This window comes from Roseibium sp. JB4-4 (assembly GCF_055693425.1).
The window spans coordinates 3,739,217-3,759,327 of the sequence record NZ_CM146333.1 but is presented as its reverse complement, the minus strand read 5'-3'; the positions used below and the strand labels follow the sequence as shown (position 1 = coordinate 3,759,327).

General features: G+C 55.8%; 17 protein-coding genes. 7 read left to right on the top strand and 10 right to left on the bottom strand.

The window, feature by feature from the left end:
• Positions 1 to 84 precede the first annotated feature (84 nt).
• The 3 genes from ACZ1HV_RS17730 to ACZ1HV_RS17720 all read left to right on the top strand — a co-directional run bounded on the left by ACZ1HV_RS17730 (position 85) and on the right by ACZ1HV_RS17720 (position 2,895).
• Positions 85 to 594, top strand: coding sequence for an invasion associated locus B family protein (locus ACZ1HV_RS17730; RefSeq protein WP_298817305.1), 510 nt, complete (start codon positions 85 to 87; stop codon positions 592 to 594).
• Positions 595 to 845: 251 nt separating this feature from the next.
• Positions 846 to 2,069, top strand: a complete 1,224-nt coding sequence (rlmN, locus tag ACZ1HV_RS17725) for a dual-specificity RNA methyltransferase RlmN (protein WP_472718466.1) — start codon at positions 846 to 848, stop codon at positions 2,067 to 2,069.
• Between the two features lie 217 nt (positions 2,070 to 2,286).
• Positions 2,287 to 2,895, top strand: coding sequence for a cytochrome P460 family protein (locus tag ACZ1HV_RS17720; protein ID WP_472715891.1), 609 nt, complete (start codon positions 2,287 to 2,289; stop codon positions 2,893 to 2,895).
• 79 nt (positions 2,896 to 2,974) lie between these two features.
• Here ACZ1HV_RS17720 and ACZ1HV_RS17715 read toward each other — a convergent pair whose 3' ends face one another.
• Positions 2,975 to 5,164, bottom strand: coding sequence for a xanthine dehydrogenase family protein molybdopterin-binding subunit (locus ACZ1HV_RS17715; RefSeq protein WP_472715890.1), 2,190 nt, complete (start codon positions 5,162 to 5,164; stop codon positions 2,975 to 2,977).
• A gap of 3 nt (positions 5,165 to 5,167) precedes the next feature.
• Positions 5,168 to 5,629, bottom strand: a complete 462-nt coding sequence (locus ACZ1HV_RS17710) for a (2Fe-2S)-binding protein (protein ID WP_472715889.1) — start codon at positions 5,627 to 5,629, stop codon at positions 5,168 to 5,170.
• Positions 5,630 to 5,891: 262 nt separating this feature from the next.
• Here ACZ1HV_RS17710 and ACZ1HV_RS17705 point away from each other — a divergent pair, with 262 nt between their 5' ends.
• Positions 5,892 to 6,407: a TetR/AcrR family transcriptional regulator gene (locus ACZ1HV_RS17705; RefSeq protein ID WP_472715888.1), complete on the top strand. Its 516-nt coding sequence runs from the start codon at positions 5,892 to 5,894 to the stop codon at positions 6,405 to 6,407.
• A gap of 51 nt (positions 6,408 to 6,458) precedes the next feature.
• Here the strand turns inward: ACZ1HV_RS17705 and ACZ1HV_RS17700 are convergent, their stop codons facing one another.
• Genes ACZ1HV_RS17700 through ACZ1HV_RS17690 form a run of 3 tightly spaced genes read right to left on the bottom strand, consistent with a single transcriptional unit; the run spans position 6,459 to position 9,575 of the window.
• The gene (locus ACZ1HV_RS17700) at positions 6,459 to 7,994 is read right to left on the bottom strand and encodes an efflux transporter outer membrane subunit (protein WP_472715887.1); all 1,536 of its coding nucleotides are present in this window, start codon (positions 7,992 to 7,994) and stop codon (positions 6,459 to 6,461) included.
• A 34-nt stretch (positions 7,995 to 8,028) separates the two neighbouring features.
• Positions 8,029 to 9,180, bottom strand: a complete 1,152-nt coding sequence (locus ACZ1HV_RS17695; RefSeq protein ID WP_298963614.1) for an HlyD family secretion protein — start codon at positions 9,178 to 9,180, stop codon at positions 8,029 to 8,031.
• Positions 9,177 to 9,575 (bottom strand): DUF3302 domain-containing protein, encoded by a 399-nt coding sequence (locus ACZ1HV_RS17690; protein ID WP_298817320.1) that lies wholly within the window; start codon positions 9,573 to 9,575, stop codon positions 9,177 to 9,179. Before ACZ1HV_RS17690 ends, ACZ1HV_RS17695 begins: the two co-directional genes overlap by 4 nt.
• Positions 9,576 to 9,818: 243 nt before the next feature.
• Here ACZ1HV_RS17690 and ACZ1HV_RS17685 point away from each other — a divergent pair, with 243 nt between their 5' ends.
• Both ACZ1HV_RS17685 and ACZ1HV_RS17680 read left to right on the top strand, forming a co-directional pair.
• Positions 9,819 to 11,039 carry an argininosuccinate synthase gene (locus tag ACZ1HV_RS17685; RefSeq protein WP_472715886.1) on the top strand — a complete coding sequence of 407 codons (1,221 nt, stop codon included), beginning with the start codon at positions 9,819 to 9,821 and terminating at the stop codon, positions 11,037 to 11,039.
• 11 nt (positions 11,040 to 11,050) lie between these two features.
• Complete coding sequence (locus tag ACZ1HV_RS17680) at positions 11,051 to 11,731, top strand: hypothetical protein (RefSeq protein ID WP_472715885.1); 681 nt, start codon at positions 11,051 to 11,053, stop codon at positions 11,729 to 11,731.
• Between the two features lie 16 nt (positions 11,732 to 11,747).
• On the opposite strand, the gene folK is transcribed toward ACZ1HV_RS17680, so the two are convergent.
• The 4 genes from folK to ACZ1HV_RS17660 form a co-directional block, all read right to left on the bottom strand.
• Positions 11,748 to 12,260 (bottom strand): 2-amino-4-hydroxy-6-hydroxymethyldihydropteridine diphosphokinase, encoded by a 513-nt coding sequence (gene folK / locus ACZ1HV_RS17675; RefSeq protein ID WP_472715884.1) that lies wholly within the window; start codon positions 12,258 to 12,260, stop codon positions 11,748 to 11,750.
• A complete protein-coding gene (gene folP / locus ACZ1HV_RS17670) occupies positions 12,261 to 13,031 on the bottom strand; it encodes a dihydropteroate synthase (RefSeq protein WP_472718465.1) in 771 nt (256 codons plus the stop codon). It lies immediately after the preceding gene.
• A gap of 142 nt (positions 13,032 to 13,173) precedes the next feature.
• Positions 13,174 to 14,385: a multidrug effflux MFS transporter gene (locus tag ACZ1HV_RS17665; protein ID WP_472715883.1), complete on the bottom strand. Its 1,212-nt coding sequence runs from the start codon at positions 14,383 to 14,385 to the stop codon at positions 13,174 to 13,176.
• Positions 14,382 to 14,843, bottom strand: a complete 462-nt coding sequence (locus tag ACZ1HV_RS17660) for a MarR family winged helix-turn-helix transcriptional regulator (protein WP_472715882.1) — start codon at positions 14,841 to 14,843, stop codon at positions 14,382 to 14,384. The genes ACZ1HV_RS17665 and ACZ1HV_RS17660 overlap by 4 nt, the downstream gene beginning before the upstream one ends.
• Before the next feature lie 206 nt (positions 14,844 to 15,049).
• Between ACZ1HV_RS17660 and typA the strand changes: the two genes are divergently transcribed.
• The gene (gene typA, locus ACZ1HV_RS17655) at positions 15,050 to 16,873 is read left to right on the top strand and encodes a translational GTPase TypA (RefSeq protein ID WP_472715881.1); all 1,824 of its coding nucleotides are present in this window, start codon (positions 15,050 to 15,052) and stop codon (positions 16,871 to 16,873) included.
• 126 nt (positions 16,874 to 16,999) lie between these two features.
• Here the strand turns inward: typA and ACZ1HV_RS17650 are convergent, their stop codons facing one another.
• Positions 17,000 to 19,792: a bifunctional aconitate hydratase 2/2-methylisocitrate dehydratase gene (locus ACZ1HV_RS17650; RefSeq protein WP_472715880.1), complete on the bottom strand. Its 2,793-nt coding sequence runs from the start codon at positions 19,790 to 19,792 to the stop codon at positions 17,000 to 17,002.
• Positions 19,793 to 20,111: the final 319 nt, after the last annotated feature.

Below are 20,111 nucleotides of genomic sequence, written 5' to 3'. Positions count from 1 at the left end.
TTTAATTTATCATTAAAGCAAGGTTTATATGACTGTCGGCAATTGAATAGAATTGACTGAAACTCAAGTCCAAACGGTGTGGAGATGATGAAAGCAAAATCGCTGGTTCTGGCCATTGCAGGTCTTGCCGTTTCGAGTGCAGTGGCTTTCGCGCAAACCCCGACGCTCATAAAGCAACACAAGGATTGGGCAGCTTATGCCCTGACCGGTGGCAGCGGGAAGGTTTGTTATGCGCTGACCAAGCCGACAACATTGCTTCCCGGCGACCGCAATCACGGAGATGTCTTCTTTTTCGTGACATCACGGCCGGCCGAGGGCGTAAGCTCCGAACCGAGCCTGTTGGTCGGCTATCCCTTTAAAGACAAGTCTTCCGTGTCTGTGGACATTGACGGAAAGACATTCACACTCTTCACCAACAATGATGGTGCCTGGGTGGAGAATGCGGCAACGGAAGCTCAGCTTGTCTCGGCCATGAAAGCCGGTCGGGAAATGACGGTGGCCGGTGAATCCAGCCGAGGCACCCGTACGACTTACAAGTTCTCCTTGTCGGGCGTCACAGCCGCGATCGACACCGCAGGATCGGCCTGCCGCTAACGCGCCAGATATTGTCAGACTACTGGCAAAAACCCGGGAAAGCAGTTTCAGCTTTTCCGGGCAATTGTGTTTGCCGCGCTCCTTTGAGAACGTGTGACAGGTTCCCTTCAAGTTGCGAACCTTGATTTTCCGGCCATTTTGTGGTTTTGGGAGCGCTTGAATTCTAACCTGCACGTCAGGTTGCCCGGCAGACGCGTTTTCTTCTCAAAGAACAGCAAAATCGTGCGCCGGATGAGATGATGGATCACGACATGGCGATTACGCTCGATATCGCGCGGGACAACGCGAACGCGCCGACAGTTACAGCTGACCCGGCAAATAAGCCGGCGGCCGAAGACAAACCGACCTTGATCGGCCTGTCACGCGAAGATCTTGGTGAGATGCTTGGCACCATTGGCATACCGCAAAAACAATGGCGGATGCGGTCTTCGCAGCTCTGGCATTGGCTTTATGTGCGCGGTGTTTCCGACTTTTCGCAGATGACCAACATTGCCAAGGACCTGCGTCAGAAGCTGGACGATCATTTCTCGATTGCACGTCCCGACATCGTATCCGAGCAGATTTCTGTCGATGGTACGCGCAAATGGCTGTTCCGGTTTCCGCCGCGTGGCGCAGGCCGTCCGGTTGAAGTGGAAACGGTTTATATTCCCGAAGAAGGACGAGGCACGCTTTGTGTTTCCTCTCAGGTCGGCTGCACGCTCACCTGCACTTTCTGCCACACCGGAACACAGAAACTGGTTCGCAACCTGACGGCTGAGGAAATCCTTTCGCAAATTCTGCTGGCCCGCGACAGGCTGGGTGATTTTCCTGATGCTGACACACCTCAGGGAGCCGTTGTTCCTTCCGAAGGCCGTCTCATTTCCAACATTGTCATGATGGGTATGGGGGAACCACTCTACAATTTCGACAATGTCAAGAAAGCGCTCCTGATCGCGTCCGACGGTGACGGCCTGTCTCTATCCAAACGCCGCATCACGCTGTCCACGTCCGGTGTCGTTCCGGAGATTTTCCGTACGGGAGACGAAATTGGCTGCATGCTGGCCATCTCCCTGCACGCCGTTCGCGACGACTTGCGCGATGTGCTGGTTCCGATCAACAAGAAATGGAACATTGAAGCACTGCTGGAAGCCTGCAGAAACTATCCGGGCCTCTCCAATGCCAAACGCATTACCTTTGAATATGTCATGTTGAAAGGGGTGAACGACAGCAATCGGGAAGCCCTGGAGCTTGTTCGTCTGCTGAAAGGCATCCCCGCCAAGATCAATCTGATCCCGTTCAACCCGTGGCCAGGGTCTGAATACGAGTGCTCGGATTGGGAACGGATCGAGGAATTTGCCGACATCGTCAATCGCGCCGGTTACGCGTCCCCGATAAGGACACCACGTGGCAGGGACATCTTCGCTGCATGCGGCCAATTGAAATCAGCATCGGAACGTATGCGCAAGAAGGATCGTGAAGCACTCGCAGCGTCCTGAGTGCTCACGTTCTGAAACTGCGACCTGCGGCGGCCAAACGGCCGCTGTTTTTGGTTTTGTTGGTGAGCTTCACCGCGCAAAGCCGTTCAACACCGGACAATTCCGTGTGAACGTCATTTTTACCACCATGAATTACAGCTAAGGCTGCATTACCTATCCTTGAGGCACTCCAGTCTCGCCGGCGGTCCGGCGGCTTTTGAGGAGAAGGTCCCTGCACATGAAATCCGGCGAAACCATATGTATTGCCTTTCTTATTGGTCATATCAGCACCGCAGCATTCGGGCAGGATGCAGCCATCGACAGTCACATCGCCATTGAAAATCCGGCGGAATTGACCGGCGCTGAAGCGTCGGCGATTTATGACGATCTGAAAAACCGCCTCGCAGCCAGCTACGCGATGTCCCAGCTGAAGGAAATCGAGGAGTACCAGTCATGGCCGCTCTTCAATACCGCACCCTACATCTCTGCAACGCACGGCCAGCGTTACGTCAACAACTATGCCAACGCCATTGCATCGAACTATGCGGATCTCGAAGAGGGCGAGCTTTTGCCGGCCGGATCCATCCTGGTCAAGGACAGCATTACCGTGACCGACGACGGCCGCGTTTTTCCTGGCGCTCTATTTGGAATGGAAAAACTCGCTTCCGGCACCAGTCCCGAGACAGCGGATTGGCGCTATTTCATGGTCATCCCGGATGGCTCTATCTATGGCGATACAATGGGAGCAAACCCGGACCTCATGACGTATTGCCATGTATGCCATGTGGCCGTCGCTGAACGGGACTATACGTTTTATGTGCCGGAAGACTTCCGGCCGACGCAATAGCGGATCCTAATCGGATCTAGAAACCAACAAAAAGGCCGCCCGGAGGCGGCCTTTTCTTACGTTATGCAGGCAGGACAGTTCAAACGAGACCGTTCTTGGCCAGCGGCAGGCTGGTCACCCAGTTGCCCTTTGCCGCGGCGATCGCATTTGCCACCGCAGGGCCTATCGGAGGGGTTCCCGGTTCGCCGATGCCCGTTGGAGCTTCATTCGAAGCCAAAATATGCACTTCAATTTCCGGCATGTCGGACATGCGGATCGGCTCATAGGTGTCGAAGTTGGTCTCTTCAACGACACCGTCGGTCAGCGTCACTTGGTTGCGCAGAATGGCACCCAGGCCGTATCCGATGCCGCCTTCAACCTGGGCTATGATGTTGTCCGGGTTGATCGGCGTACCGCAGTCGACAGCCGCGATGACCTTTTCCACCTTCACCGTGTCATCGTCCCGGAAGGAGATTTCGACAATTTCGGCAACATAGGAACCGAAGGACTTGTGCACGGCGACACCGCGGTAACGACCATCAGCGGGCGGCGTGTCCCAACCGGCCTTCTCCGCCGCAAGCTTCAGCACGGCTACTTTCCGTGGATCGTCTTTGAGCATTTCCAGACGATAGGCTACCGGGTCTTTCCCAGCTTCCTTTGCCAGACGATCGATCATGGTTTCCATGACATACGCCGTGTGCGTGTGACCGACAGACCGCCACCAGAGAACCGGAACCTGGGTTTCCTGGAAGGCCTGATCCATGTTCATCATCGGGAACGCATATGTGGTGTCATGCGCCCCTTCAGTCATGTTGTGGTCGACACCGTCCTTCATGAGCATCTGCTCGAACGGCGTGCCTTTGATGATGGATTTGGCAGCAATGGTGTATTTGAAGGCCGTAACATTGTTGTTCTCATCGAGACCAACTTTGACCTTGTGCGCGGACATGGGTCGATAATAGCCACCGGCCATATCGTCTTCACGAGTCCATACGATTTTCACCGGCGCAGCGTCCATACCGTCTGCCCGCATGGCCTTGGCAAGAGTTGTTGCCTCGACCACTGGGTGCGCGTCCGCTTGCGCCCGGCGGCCGAAAGAACCACCAGCCCACAAAGTGTTGATCTTGACCTTCTCGAACGGAATGCCGAGGACAGTGGCTGCCACGTTGTGATCGATGGTCTGGATCTGGGAGCCAAGCCAAAGTTCAGCATTTTCACCGTCAAAGGAGATCGCCACATCCAACGGCTCCATCGCACCATGGGCAAGGAAGGGAAAATCGAAATCTTCCTCGATCACCCGAGCCGATGCTTCCAGAGCGGCATCAATGTCACCATCTTCGCGCACTTTCAGGCCAGGCTTGGTGGTCATGTCTTTCAGCTCTGCCATCATGACATCGCTGGAACGGGTTTCAGCAGCGCTGTCGTCCCATTCGATTTCAAGCAGTTCACGCCCCTTGATCGCAGGCCATGTGGACGTTGCGACAACAGCAACACCATTCGGGATCTGCAGAACGTTCACAACACCGGGGATTTTCTTGGCTTCGGTCGCATCGAAGGATTTGACCTTGCCACCAAACCGGGGTGCACGTGCAACGGTCGCAACCAGAAGACCGTCCAGCTGGAAGTCCATTGTGTAGGTGTTCGGCGCACCGACCGTTTTGTTCTTGACGTCAACACGTGGGAACGACTTGCCGATATAGACCCACTGATCGGGTGTTTTCAGAACGGGTTCGGCAGGCACATCTTCCGCAGCAGCCAGACCAGCCAGCTCGCCAAGTGTTGCCGACTTTCCGGAGGCATGAGAGACGACGCCGTTTGAAACGGAGATTTCTCCAGCCGGCACGTCCCAGTCCTTTGCAGCAGCTGCAACAATCATGGCTTTGGCAGCAGCTCCCGCCTGCCGGTACTGCATGAACGAGTTCGCCATGGCGGTGGAACCGCCAGTACCTTGAACACCAAACAGCGTGTTGGCGTAGACCTGGGGATTTGAGGGCGCGAATTCAGCCGAGACCTGTTCAATCGCGGCGTCCAGTTCATCTGCAACAAGTGTCGCCAGACCCGTGGCCGTGCCCTGCCCCTTGTCGAGGTGCTTGGACAAAACAATGACTGTGTTGTCCGGGCGGATATGAACGAATGGCTGGACCAGCTCCCCGTCACCAGCAGCGGCCTGCGCTGCGCGCGGCAGGTTCATCGCCAGTACAAGCCCACCGATGGTTCCGGCGGAGATCTTCAGGAAGCTGCGGCGGCTCGGCTGAGCGGCTTCAAGAGGTTTTTGCAAGAGGTGCAACATCGGTTAGCCCTCCATCTTGTCGGAGGCAAGGTGAATGGCCTTGCGAATACGGGCATAGGTGGCGCAGCGGCAGACGTTCCCGTCCATGGCAGCGTCAATGTCTTCGTCGGTCGGCTTCGGCGTTTCGGCGAGCAAAGCGGTTGCAGCCATGATCTGTCCGGACTGGCAATAGCCGCATTGCGGAACGTCCAGTTCGTTCCAGGCCGTTTGAACGGCTTCGGCGGCTTTGGTGTTGATACCCTCGATGGTGGTGATTTCAGCACCGTCAAGGTCCCCTACCAGTGTCTGGCAGGACCGAATGGCGACACCGTCCCAATGTACGGTGCAAGCACCGCAGGCAGCGATACCGCAACCGAATTTGGTTCCGGTCATTCCAAGCTCATCGCGCAATGCCCACAGCAGCGGGCTCTCGGGGTCTGCATCGAGCGTGCGCGTTTCCCCGTTGATTTTGAATGTAACAGACATGAGGAGGAGGCTCCTTTGGCTGGCCTTATCTGGCTAAAGGAAGTAAACTACACCGTGCAGTTTAATCTCAGATTTCGCATCTGTAAACGCCACAGTTTACATAGGGCGCATTTTTGGGATGAAAGGGGCGGGGCACGGCAATCAGGTGAACAGGCAATCCGGGGCAAAATGAGCTGACCATGTCGGTATCTGACCAGAAAAAAAGCAGATCATCGAAGCGGCAATCGCGGAATTTCAGGAAAGAGGCTTCGCGGGTGCGAGCATGGATCGCATTTCAGATCGCGCACAGGTATCCAAACGTACGGTCTACAATCACTTCGAAAGCAAGGAAGTGCTCTTCAAAGGCATTAATCAGTGCCTGGCCGATCAGATCAACTCGGCGCTGGAAATGCCGTATGACCCGGATCTCCCTATCCGCGAGACGCTGATCCGTCTGGGTTGGGCCGAGGGGGAACTGATGATAAACCCCTGTTTCATGAGCCTGGCCCGCATGATCATGAGCGAAACCATCCGCGACCCCGAACTCGCGGCGGATATGAACAGCCGCATGACCAAGCTTTCCGTTTTCGCCGAACACATCCAGGAAGCCATTACCGAAGGCAAATTGTCCGCAGACGATCCATCGGTCGCCGCCGAGCAGTTTCTGGGTCTTCTCAAATCAAGGGCTTTTTACCCGAATATCTATGCCAGCCGTGTGCCGGAGCGTGCCGAGATGGAAAAGATCATTGAGGAAAGTGTCGACATGTTTCTGGCAAGATACGGAACAAAGACCGCCTGACAGCCCAGCTTTGCCTTGTCGGGAAGCTGCAAGACCCGGCTCGCCTCAATTCTAGCCAGCGTCCCCAACCGGCTTCTCCAGAAGTTTGCCCCAGCGTGTCCGTTCCGCCATTTGTTGACGGGTTTCGTCTGAGATCAGACCTTTGACATTTTCCGGCACCCAGCCGCCGCCCAGACCCTTGTAAACGGCAATCAGATTGGTAAGCACATTGGCCTGTGCTGCAATTAGGCGCGTCTCGGCCAGAAGCAGACTTCTTTGTGCATCGACCACGCGATTGTAAGACGCGGTACCGTCCTGGTACTGCGCCTCGACTTCACCCACCGAGCTGCGGGCAGCCCTGACACTGCGCCTGAGATAGACCGCTTCCTGCTTTGAGCGCAAAAATGCCGTAAGCGCATTTTCAACTTCCGCATATGCGTTCAAAACCGTGTTCTTGTAGTTCAGAAGTGTTTCCTGGAACTTGGCATCCTGCACCCGGACGTTGTTCTGGATGCGTCCGTAATTCAGGAAATTCCAGGAAAATCCAGGATTGATGAAACCCGCTGTCGAGCCGTTGTTGAAGAGGTTTGAAAAGTCATCAGCTCTCACGCCGATAGCACCGGAGATCGTAAAGGCGGGCAGAAGATCAGCCTTGGCGACCCCGATCTGTGCCGATTGCGCTGCCGCCACATATTCTGCCTGCCGGATGTCAGGGCGCCGGCGAAGCATGTCGGCTGGAACACCGACCGCAACCTCTGCCGGAACCCTTGGATAGCGGCCACCCGATCGAAGCCGTGCTTTCATGCCGCCCGGAGGCTCGCTCAACAGCAGGCTCAATGCATTATATGCTTGTGATAGTTCTGCTTCATATCCGGGAATGGACGCCAGCGTGTTGTTGTAAAGCACCGTAGCTTCGTCGACATCCAGCTTGGTTGCGGCTCCGTTTTCAAGGCGCAACCGTGTGAGATCGAGAGACTTTTTCTGAAGCGCAGCATTCTTGCGCGCCGACGTGATCAGCTGCTGTAATTCGCGTATCGTAACGTAGGTGGCGGCAATATCACCGGTCAGTGTCACCAGCGCATCGTCATAAGAAGCGATGTTGGCCTTCAGGTTCGCATCGGCAGACTGGATATCGCGCCTGATCTTGCCCCAGACATCAATTTCCCAGGCAGCATCGAACCCCGTCGACACACGCGTAATGTGATCGTTGACCAGGCCAACTCTCTCCAGATCGCGAATGAACGGGTCCTTGGCACTGAACCGGATGCTTTTGGATCCGCCGTTCAACTCCTGAACCTGCGGAAACAGTTCACCGGTCGCAATACCAAGTTGTGCGCGGGCCTGATAGACCCTGACCCCGGCGGCCTGCAGGCCGACATTCTGACGGTACGCCTGTGCAATCAGGCTGTTGAGCGTTTCATCCTTGAAGACGTGCCACCACGGCACGGAATGAGCGCTGCGGCTGGTGAATCCGGTCCGGCTGTCGATGGTGAGATTTGCGCCTTTGCTCCAGCTGTCGAGAACAGGTGCATCGGGCCGCTCGAAATCGGGTCCGACCATGCAGCCACCAGCGAAAAGCACGCCTGCGAGCACTCCCCAACGACTCAATTTTCGCAACCGCCCCATACGCTGAAACTCTCACTCACACATCAAAGGGAACAATGAAATTGACCCACGAATAGAGCCGCATGTTCACACGCCGCAAAACCGCGACCCAACCGCCACCTCCACCGGTGTAAATGGCTGCCGCGCCGTGAGCTCCGGCGGGATAACGTTTCAGCGCGGGGTCGTCATCAAGATCGATCTCGACTGCAAATCGGCCTTGCGGACTCATGAACATAAACTCAGGCACGCGGCCCCGCGGAATGATCTGACCTTGGCCGGTACCGTCCCAGATCGCCTTGACTTTGCCGGTGAAAATCTGCCCCGGGTAAATGTCGAGCGCCACTTCAACCGGCTGGCCTGGTTCCACGAATTTCAGATGTTCCTGGTAAAAAGTTGCCAGAAAATAGGGATCAGCGTCGGCAACGAAAGCCGCGATTGATGCAACCCGGAACCCGCCGACGACGAGGCCGGGCCTCGCCTGCTGGGAAATGATGACACCGTCTTCCGGCGCATAGATTGTTGTCTGATCAACATAATACTGCGCCTGCTCGACCTGCGCCTCGGCAGCAGCCACCTGTGCATTAACGCCGTCTATCTTTGCCTCGGCGGCAAGTTGAGCCTTTTTCAGGTTGTCACGCGCCTCATGGACCTGAGCTTGAGCTGCCGCAAGCTGCGACTCCCATTTGTCGAGTGTTTCCTGTTTGGCCCCACCCTTTGGAACCAGGTCTGAATACCGCTTCACCTGTTGCGCAGCATAAGTTTCACTGGCTTGCGCAGCCTCAAGCGAATCCTGCGCGATGTGAATATCTTCTTCGAGAATGAGGGCATTCTGGCGCGCATCGGCCAGATTTGCCACGGCTTCGGCCAGCTGCGCCGCATAAAGCGTCTTTTCGAACTGGTAAAGTTTGTCGCCTTTTTTCACCTTCTGGTTCTGAGCTACGAAGACCTCTTCCAAAACCGTGGGGTGCGGCAAACGCGGTGCGATCTGGATCGTCTGACGGATAACGTGCCCGTCGATCGTGTACGGCGTGAAAAACCGGAGAAGCACGACCAGCAGAAACAGGACGTGAAATCCTACCCAGAAGGTCACGACGCCCCAGGCGATATTGAATTTCAACCATCTAAACTTGTAAAAAACCAGCCAGGCAAAAAGTGCATAAACGCCGAGGATCAAAAGCGCGATCGTCATGAGCTCGCACCACCCTCTGGCGATGAAGACTTGCCAGCTGGACTGCTTTTCTGCGGCTCCGCCGGAACACCTGCCGCTGCAGGCGTCTCGCCTGCCTGCGGTGCATTACCATCTTCGGTCTCGATGTCTGCGTTTTTCGGCAGCTTGCGAACATCAACAGTCATGGAATCGTGATAGGCCCAGATCAGGGCATGTATCCATGGAAAGACGGTAAACAGTCCGATCCAGCCGCCGAGCTTGACCGATTCCGCATGCGGATGATTGCGTTTTTCCGCAAGTTTTCCAGGCAGCCCGCCCAGGGTGACCATCACGTAGAAAAACGCAATCACCACCAGGATCAGGATACCGAAGGTCAGATAGTCATAGCCGTCGAGTTCAAAATCGATCAGACCCATACCGCCTCCCAGTCTGGCCCCTTGATGCGTTCACTTCCTGTTAACACCCTCTTCCGCCTTCCGGTCAATTGCAAGTTTCAAACCTGTCCCGTGTTACCTGCAGGCTGTTTCCCGCCTGCAACAGATTGTCCTGCCCTTACCGACGCCTAAGGGCTTGCGCCGGGTAAAGAACCGGCTAAATTGCCGCAAATTTTCAATGGTGCGGACATACAGTCCCAAAAAAGCGAACTGGACCCTTCCTCTATGGCGCATGGTGACATCAAGAAAGTCGTGCTCGCCTATTCCGGCGGCCTCGACACATCCATCATCCTGAAATGGCTGCAAACAGAATTTGACTGCGAAGTCGTAACCTTCACTGCAGATCTCGGCCAGGGAGAGGAACTGGAACCGGCACGCCGCAAGGCCGAAATGCTCGGCATCAAGGAAATCTATATTGATGATCTTCGAGAGGAATTCATACGCGACTTCGTCTTCCCGATGTTCCGCGCAAACGCCGTCTATGAAGGGGTTTATCTGCTCGGCACGTCAATCGCCCGGCCGCTGATCTCCAAGCGACTGATCGAAATTGCGGAAGAAACTGGTGCTGACGCGATTGCCCACGGCGCAACCGGCAAAGGAAATGACCAGGTTCGCTTTGAACTGTCAGCCTATGCTATTAACCCCGACATCAAGATCATCGCGCCTTGGCGTGACTGGACGTTCAAATCCCGGACCGATCTGCTCGATTTTGCCGAAAAGCATCAGATCCCGGTACCGAAAGATAAGCTTGGCGAAGCTCCGTTCTCCGTTGACGCCAACATGTTGCATTCTTCTTCTGAAGGCAAAGTGCTGGAAGATCCTTCGGAAGAGGCGCCGGGCTATGTCTACCAGCGCACGGTCGACCCGACCGAGGCACCGGATGTCGTTACCGAAATCGAGATCGGCTTCGAAAAGGGCGACGCGGTTTCGCTCAACGGAGAAAAAATGTCGCCGGCAACGCTCTTTGCCAAGTTGAATGACTATGGCCGCGACAACGGAATTGGCCGCCTGGATATGGTCGAGAACCGTTTTGTCGGCATGAAAAGCCGTGGTGTCTATGAGACGCCTGGCGGCACCATCTTGCTGACGGCACACCGCGCCATGGAATCCATAACGCTCGACCGCGGAGCAGCGCACCTCAAAGACGAGTTGATGCCGCGCTATTCCGAACTGATATACAATGGCTTCTGGTTCTCGCCAGAGCGCGAAATGCTTCAGGCACTGATCGACAAGAGCCAGGAACATGTTACCGGCACCGTGAGTTTGAAGCTTTATAAGGGCAACGTTGTCCTGGTTGGCAGGTCGTCTCCATATTCGCTCTATTCTGAAGAGCTTGTGACATTTGAGGACGATCAGGGCGCGTATGACCAGAAGGATGCTGCAGGTTTCATCAAACTGAACGCCCTGCGCTTGCGCACTTTGGCCAAGCGTAAACGGCTCGGCTAAAGAAAATTGATATGGAAACTCCAGCGGCAGATCTGACAGACAGTCTTGCAGCCGCTGGTTTTTTCGTACTGGGCGGGTTTTCACCCGGCCCCGGCGATCCGATTCCGGCCCTGAAAAGCGGCAAATACCCAAGGTCATTGCTCCTTGTTGGCAGCACTGGCCAAACTCTTTGGCCGCTCCTGACCTCAAGCCCGGAATTTTCCGACGAAAAACCCGATCCGCTCGACCGCTACACTAAGAGAATTTTGAGTGCGATTGCCATCGCGAATGATCTTGAAGCGCTTTTCCCGTTCGAGGGGCCTCCGTTCCATCCCTTTCAGCAATGGGCCCTGGCCTGTGGCGGGTTTTCGCAAAGCCCGATGGGCGTCCTCGCCCACCAACGCTATGGACCTTGGACAGGGTTTCGGGCTGCACTCCTGTCAGAACTCGTTGTCGAAGTAGCGGTAGCGTCCAAAGTGGACGGCCCATGCGAGACCTGCAGGGACAAACCCTGCATCTCCGCCTGTCCAGTGAGCGCGCTCTCCATTGAAAACGGATATGACGTTCCGAAATGCCGGGAACATCTTGTTTCAATGAAAAACGCTAGCTGCTGGAGCGGCTGTCTTGCTAGGAGAGCTTGCCCAATAGGTAAAGATCACCGCCAGGACCCTGCAAACGCGCGGTTCCATATGGACAGTTTCATTCACCTGTGAGGTCATTTGCTGGCGCTTAGTCCAGTTTCACAACACCCTCTTGATCCGGGCACGTCTCTAGGGCCTCCGCCGCCGTACGGCCATCGCCCAGGGGCGCGTCTGGCCAGATCTCGGAAAGCGGGATCAAGACAAACGCCCTGTCCCCCATGCGTGGGTGCGGGATATCCAGATCTGTCTCTTCGACTTTCTCAACACCGTAGATCAGAACATCAATGTCGATCTTCCGCGGGCCCCAGCGGATTTCGCGGACGCGTCCGAGTTCGGCTTCAGTCTCAAGACAGCGCTTCAGGAGGTCTTGTGGAGACAGTGTCGTATCCACCACCAGGCATATGTTGACGTAGTCATCCTGCGGAACCGGCCCCCAGGGAGGTGTGCGGTAGTCGGACGAGCGCCTCACGACCGTGAGGCCACTGGTCTGGTCCAGCAGCTGGACGGCGTGTTCAAGATTTGCTTGCGGATCACCAAGGTTGGATCCAAGCCCCAAGGCACATCGTGTTGGAGCAAGCGGAGAGTTTTCACTTATGGGCATTCAGATCGGGTTCCGTTCCAGCCAGGTTGCCTCCAACATACGCACGCACTCGGCATGTGGACGCACGTCATGTGCACGTACTATGACCGCACCTTTTGTCATGGCTGTAAGATGGACGGCAAGCGAGCCGAAAAGCCGCTCTTCCATGTCAGCATTCAAGACGGTTCCCACCATCCGCTTGCGCGATGCTCCGGCCAATAGAGGAAGACCATGCTTCTGAAGGCTTTCGAAGCGATTCAAGATGATAAAATTCTGGTCGATGGTTTTTCCGAAACCAAACCCCGGGTCGAGAAGCTGTTTTTCCTTGGGGATCCCTGCGCGGTCTGCCAATTCCATGGAAGTTTCAAATGCACGGTCGATGTCGCTGAGAATATCCAGATCGGCGTCAGCGCTTTCCCGATTGTGCATCATCACCACATGCACCTTGGCTTCCGCGACAACGTCCGCCATTTCCGGATCTTTCCGAAGACCCCAGACATCGTTGACGATGACGGCCCCCGCCTTGCAGGCGCGTCGCGCAATTTCGGCCTTATAGGTGTCGATGGAGACAGGCGTTCCAAGGGCGATAACACCTTCCAGGACCGGATCGAGACGCGACCATTCAACATCAAGCGAAATCGGCTCCGAACCCGGCCGGGTGCTCTCGCCGCCGACATCCAGAATGTCCGCGCCTTCCGCAATCATCGTTCTGGCATGATCAAGCGCTTCATTTGCCGCATCGTGGTGCCCGCCGTCGGAAAACGAATCCGGGGTGACGTTCAAGATGCCCATGACATGCGGGCGGCAGTCAGGAAGACGGTATTCGGCGGCTTTCACGGTACTTGTAATCCCTTTTCGCAGGCACCTGATGCCTCTTTCACGATAAAGGGTCAAGCCGTTGTCGACCTGCTGTGCCGCAGACGACGGAATTGAGCTATTCTGCGGCCGCTGTTTGCGGTATCCGGCTTTTAAAGACCAGATATCCCACAATTCCGGCAATTGGTACAAGCGGCAGCACCACGCCGAAGCCAAGCAACTGATCACCCAATAGAGCGATGATGACGCTCGCAACAATTGCGACACCACACTGCAAGAACCCGACCATGGACGATGCAGCGCCGGCAATACCTGGGAACGGCGCAAGAGTTTCGGTGAAACTGGCCGGCAAAACCAGCGCCAATGCAAACGTGAACAGGCCGACCGGTGCCATGACCGTGGCGATACTCGGCTCCTGTGTCAGCGTCAGAAAGCTCATCAGCAAAGCGGCAACCACCCAGAGCGCCAAACCGAAAGGCACGAGTTTTTTTGCTTCCACGAACCGCAGCAAACGGCCTGTCAGAACAGTCCCGACAATGAACGAACCGGACTGCAAAACCATGGTCAATCCAAACTCTGAAGGCGACAGACCGACCTTGTGAATGAGAACGAAGGGCAGGATTGTCGCGAATGTATAAAGGTTTCCAAGGCCACATCCGATAAGAAGCGCAGGCGACATGAAACGCGGATCGGTCAACAAGGTCATGTAGTTCGACGCAAGACGACGCGGCTTGAGGTGATGCCTGCCTGGATCGGGGTTGGTTTCCGTCTGAAAGAAGGAAACGGCGATCATGAGAGCAAGGCCATAGACAACCATGCACCAGAAGATTTCCCGCCAACCCGACAGTTCAAGAACAAAGCCTCCGATTGTCGGAGAAATGGCCGGCCCGACCGCCAGCATCATGGCAATCGTATTCATGATCCTGGCCGAAGCTTCACCGGTAAACTGATCGCGTACGATCGCCCGGGAAACGGCAATTCCAACGGCAGCCCCAACACCCTGCAATGCCCGCGCCACCAACATGAATTCCACGGTTGGTGCGAATGTCGCCAAGATGCTTGATGTCAGATAGAGCAGTAGAAAAGCCATTGCGGTCGGCTTGCGGCCGAAGGCGTCGGAAAGCGGACCACAAACGAGCTGCGCCAGCGCGAAGCCCGCAAAATAGGAGGTCAAGGTCAGTTTGACGACACCGTCCGTTGTTCCGAAGGCTTCGACAAGCGTCGGCATGGCCGGTGTATAAAGCGCCATTGATATGGGACCGATGGCAACAAGCCCGGCCCCCAGAAGCGAGGTCCGTCTTGCGCTCATGGTCGGGCTTGTGGACGTCATTTCTGTTTTCCTTTGGAAACCTCCTCAAGCAAACCGTCCTTCATGGTTTGCAGCAGCATTTCCAATACTTGTCTTTTGTCAGGGGGAATGTTTTCCAGCGCCCTTGACCGCACAGCATGAAGTGCCGTTCCGATATTTTCCAAAAGTGGTTGGGCCTTCGGGGTCAGCTCAACCAGTTTGGCACGTCTGTCACTCGGGTCTGTGCAGCGATTGATCAGTCCGGCTTTTTCCAGCGTATCGAGATACCCGACCAGGGTCATCGGCTCGACATACATGGCATCGGCGAGCACAGCCTGCCGCTGACCGGGCAAACGCCAGACATAGAACAGCGTGCGCGCTTCACCTGCGGTCAGGCCGGTATCGACCTTGCTGAGCTCAGCTTCAAAATTCCGTCGCAACAACCGTGCAAGATCCACGACCAGCATGGTGACGCCGACATTCGGTTCCGGAAGACCCATTCCCGCCCCTTTTTTAGTAAGGTTACCTTACGAACTAGGGGTGAATCTTCACCAAGTCAATGCAACGAATGGACATCGCATTGCACAATTCACGCGCCGCACGTATAAAGGCGCCAAATTCGGCCGGGTGCCGATCCGAAATTACCTGAATTCGAGACAATGTGTGCGGGTCCGCGGGGGCCCGCTCTGTCTTTTGGAGCCCACACATGAACCTTCGTAATATTGCCATCATCGCGCACGTTGACCATGGCAAAACAACGCTCATTGACGTCCTTTTGAAACAATCGGGCGCATTCCGGGACAATCAGCGCACCGAAGAGCGCATGATGGATTCCAATGACATTGAGCGCGAACGCGGCATTACCATCCTGGCGAAAGTAACCTCGCTGGTCTGGAAAGACACGCGGATCAACATTGTCGACACTCCCGGCCACGCCGACTTTGGCGGAGAAGTGGAGCGTATTCTGCACATGGTCGACGGCGTTATCCTTCTGGTTGATGCAGCAGAAGGCCCCATGCCGCAGACCAAATTCGTGCTCGGCAAGGCACTCAAGCTCGGCCTCAAGCCGATTGTCGCCATCAACAAGATCGACAAGCCGGAACAGCGCGCAGAAGAAGTCCTCGACGAAGTGTTCGATCTGTTCGCAGCCCTTGATGCCAATGAAGACCAGCTGGATTTCCCGGTTCTTTACGGATCGGCCAAGCAGGAATGGATGGCGCTGGAGCCGGAAGGCCCGCAGGACAATATGGATCCGCTCTTCGATATGGTGCTCGACAAGGTCGCGGCTCCTGCTGCGGAGCCGGGCGAATTCCGCATGCTGGCGACAACAATTGAATCCGATCCGTTCCTTGGCCGCATTCTCACCGGCCGCATCGCCTCCGGCACGGCCTTGCCGAACATGCCCCTCAAGGCATTGTCCCGCGACGGTGGCTCTGTCGAAACCGGGCGTGTTTCAAAAATTCTCGCTTTCCGCGGACTGGAGCGCCAGCCGATCGAAAAGGGCGAAGCAGGCGACATCGTTGCCATAGCCGGCCTGACAAAGGCAACGGTTGCCGACACGCTTTGCGCACCGGGTGTTGACGAGCCACTCCAGGCGCAGCCGATTGACCCACCGACGCTTTCCATGACCTTCCGCGTCAATGACAGTCCGCTTGCGGGCACAGAAGGCTCGAAGGTTCAGTCCCGTGTTATCCGCGAGCGCCTTAAGAAGGAAGCCGAAGGCAACGTTGCCCTGAAGGTGGAAGACACGGACGAACCGGATGCCTTCATCGTGTCGGGCCGCGGCGAATTGCTTTTGGCGATCCTGATTGAAAACATGCGCCGCGAAGGCTTTGAACTTGGTGTCGGCCGACCGCGCGTCGTCTATCAATATGACGATGCCAACAACCGGCTAGAGCCGATCGAAGAAGTCATCATCGACGTCGACGAGGAGCATTCAGGCATCGTTGTTCAGAAACTTCAGGAGAGAAAAGCGGATCTGCTTGAAATGAAACCGTCCGGTGGTGGCCGGACGCGACTGGTCTTCCACGCACCAACGCGTGGACTGATCGGGTACCAGGCAGAACTCTTGTCGGATACGCGTGGCACGGCGATCTTCAACCGCCTGTTCCATGGATATGAGCCTTACAAAGGGCCGATCCAGGGCCGTCACACCGGTGTTCTTCTTTCCAACGGAACCGGCGAAGCTGTCGCATATGCTCTTTTCAACCTGGAAGACCGGGGCCCGATGATGATAGAGCCTGGAACCAAGGTTTATCCGGGCATGATTGTTGGCGAGCACACGCGCGGCAACGATCTGGAAGTCAATGTTCTGAAAGGCAAGCAGCTCACCAACATCCGCTCTGCCGGCAAGGATGACGCGGTCAAGCTGACAACGCCGATGAAACTGACGCTGGAGGCTGCACTGTCCTATATCTCGGACGATGAACTGGTGGAAGTCACACCAAGTTCCATCCGGCTGCGCAAAGCGATGCTCGACCCGCATGAGCGCAAGCGTGCTGAACGTGCGGCGAATAAGGCATCTGCCTGATAACATCAGGAACGAAAGACAAAAGCCCGGGCAGGACCCGGGCTTTTTTTATGCCTGTCACCCGATGGTGTTTCGAATGACGGTCAAACCTGAGGCAGCGGCGGCTTGCCGCCGCTGCCGGTCGTCTTAGAAGTGCACCGACTTGGCATCCAGCGGCTTTTGAAGCGGCGGAGCGAACTTGGTCAGGTCGATACCCTCAACGGCTGTCTTGTACTCATCCACTGTTGGCGTTCTGCCGAGGATTGCTGACAGAACTACGACTGGCGTTGAAGCAAGCAGGGACTCACCTTTCTTGTCGCCGGAGTCCTCGACCACACGCCCCTTGAAGAGACGTGTTGACGTCGCCAGAACCGTATCGCCCTTTGCAGCCTTCTCCTGGTTGCCCATGCACAGGTTACAGCCAGGCCGCTCCAGATAGAGGATGTTCTCGTATTCGGTCCGGGCAGTGTTTTTGGGCGAAGTGTCATCAAACTCAAAGCCGGAGTACTTCTGCAGCACTTCCCAGTCGCCCTCGTCCTTCAACTCATCGATGATGTTGTAGGTCGGTGCGGCAAGAACCAATGGAGCCTTGAACTCGACGCTGCCTTTTTCCTTTTCCAGATTACGCAGCATCTGGGCGACGATTTTCACATCGCCCTTGTGCACCATGCAGGACCCGACAAAACCGAGATCGACCTTCTTTTCCGCACCGTAGTAGGAAATTGGCCGGATCGTGTCGTGGGTATAGCGCTTGGAAACATCAGCGTTGTTCACATCCGGATCGGCAATCATCGGTTCATTGATCTCATCAAGATCGACGACGACTTCCGCGAAATACTTGGCGTTGGCATCCGGCGTCAGAGCCGGCTTTTCTCCGGACTTGATTTCCGCGATACGCTTGTCGGCGATGTCGACCAGGCCCTGAAGCATTTGAACTTCATTGTCCATGCCCTTGTCGATCATGACCTGAATACGGCTCTTCGCAATCTCGAGCGATTCAATCAGCGTCGCGTCTTCAGAAATGCAGATCGACGCCTTGGCCTTCATTTCCGCCGTCCAGTCGGTGAAAGTGAAGGCCTGGTCCGCAAGCAGCGTTCCAATGTGTACTTCGATGATCCGGCCCTGGAAAACGTTGTCTCCGAACTGCTTGAGCATCTGCGACTGGGTTGCATGAACAACGTCGCGGAAGTCCATGTGATCGGCCATTTGTCCCTTGAAAGTCACCTTGACCGATTCAGGGATCGGCATGGTTGCTTCCCCGGTCGCTAGGGCAAGAGCAACTGTTCCGGAATCTGCACCAAATGCGACGCCTTTGGACATTCTGGTATGGGAATCGCCGCCGATAATGATCGCCCAGTCATCCACAGTGATGTCGTTCAAGACCTTGTGGATCACGTCCGTCATGGAATGATAGACGCCTTTCGGGTCGCGTGCGGTGATCAGGCCAAACTTGTGCATGAACGCCATCAGTTTCGGCGTATTTGCCTGAGCCTTCAAATCCCAGACCGATGCGGTATGGCAACCGGACTGGTAGGCACCGTCAACAGTCGGCGAAAGAACTGTGGCCGCCATGGCCTCAAGCTCTTGAGAAGTCATCAGGCCGGTGGTGTCCTGTGAACCGACGATGTTCACCTTGACGCGAACGTCGGAGCCCGCATGCAGAACCTTGCCCGGCGTGACACCGACCGCATTCCTGTTGAAGATTTTTTCGACCGCGGTCAGGCCCTGGCCTTCAAGAGACACTTCCTTGGAAGGAGCGAAAGCGGATTTCAGTTCGACACCGAGCGTCTCGCAGGCAAAGCTCTGAAGCTTCTTGCCGAAAACGATCGCGTAGGACCCGCCTGCCTTCATGAATTCGAGCTTTTGCGGATTGAACGAAGAGCCGACATCGACAAGTTCTTCATCGCCGCCTTCGTTGTAAAGCTTCTTCTTCTTGGTGTTGATGGTCAGGACAGTGCCGGTCTCAACCGAGTATTTCTGTTCCAGAACCGGATTGCCGTCGTTGTTAAGGATCGGGTTGCCGTCGGAATCCAGCTTCTTGACCCAATTTTTGAGGTCGATGCCGATGCCGCCGGTCACGCCAACGGTTGTCAGGAAAATGGGAGAGATGCCATTGGTGCCGGCCACGATAGGTGCGAAGTTCACGAAAGGCACATAGGGGCTCGCCTGCTTGCCGGTCCAGAGCGCAACATTGTTGACGCCGGACATGCGCGAGGAGCCCACACCCATGGTGCCCTTCTCTGCGATCAGCATCACCTGCTTGTCCGGGTGCTGCAGTTTCAGCGCCTGAATTTCCTCCTGCGCACGCTCGGAGATCATGCACTTGCCATGCAGTTCCCGATCGGCGCGGGAATGAGCCTGGTTGCCCGGTGACAGAAGGTCGGTGGAAATATCGCCTTCGGCGGCGATATAGGTCACGACCTTGATTTCTTCGTCGATCTCCGGAAGTCTCGTGAAGAATTCCGCCTTCGCGTAACTCTCGATGATGTCTTTGGCAATCGCGTTGCCACTGGCCAAAGCCTCTTTCAGGCGGTTCGTATCCGCCTCATAAAGAAACACCTGCGTTTTCAGGACGTCGGCTGCATCTGCTGCAATGGCCTGATCCTCGCCGAGGGCCAGGTCGAGCAGAACCTCCACCGAAGGACCGCCCTTCATGTGTGAAAGCAGCTCAAGGGCAAAGGATGGGGAGATCTCGGCAACATCAGCCTGGCCAAGAATGATCTCTTTCAGAAACTTGGCTTTGACACCGGCAGCGCTCGTTGTACCGGGCAAGGTGTTATAGATGAAGAACTTGACAGACGCTTCCCTGTGCTCGTTTCCCTGATCTTTGATCTGGGCAACGATTTCCTCCAACAAGGCGCCGTCTTCTATCGGCTTTGGATGCAAGCCTTGTTCTTTGCGCGTGTCGATCTCTTTCAGGTAGTCTTGATACAAGCTCATGATGGTCCCGGCGTCCTGGTGTTGTTTGAAGCTTGACCACCGGATCGCAGTTTGTCTGGCGAGCCGGGAGAAGCTGGCTGAGCGCGGTTTTAATTCAGTATACAATGGTATGCAATATCTTTCCATTCGATAAATACGGGATTTTTCACGCCGCGGCACGCCTTACGCCCAGCTCGTCAAAAAGCGCGTGATTGCCACTTCAAGCGATCAGTCAGCGACCTTAAATAAGCTTCGTGCATCTGAGCCCCGTCTGGTGAACATCGCCAAAGATTGCTATAGGAGCGCATCACAGAATTGCGGCGGCGAAAGAGGGAGAGGC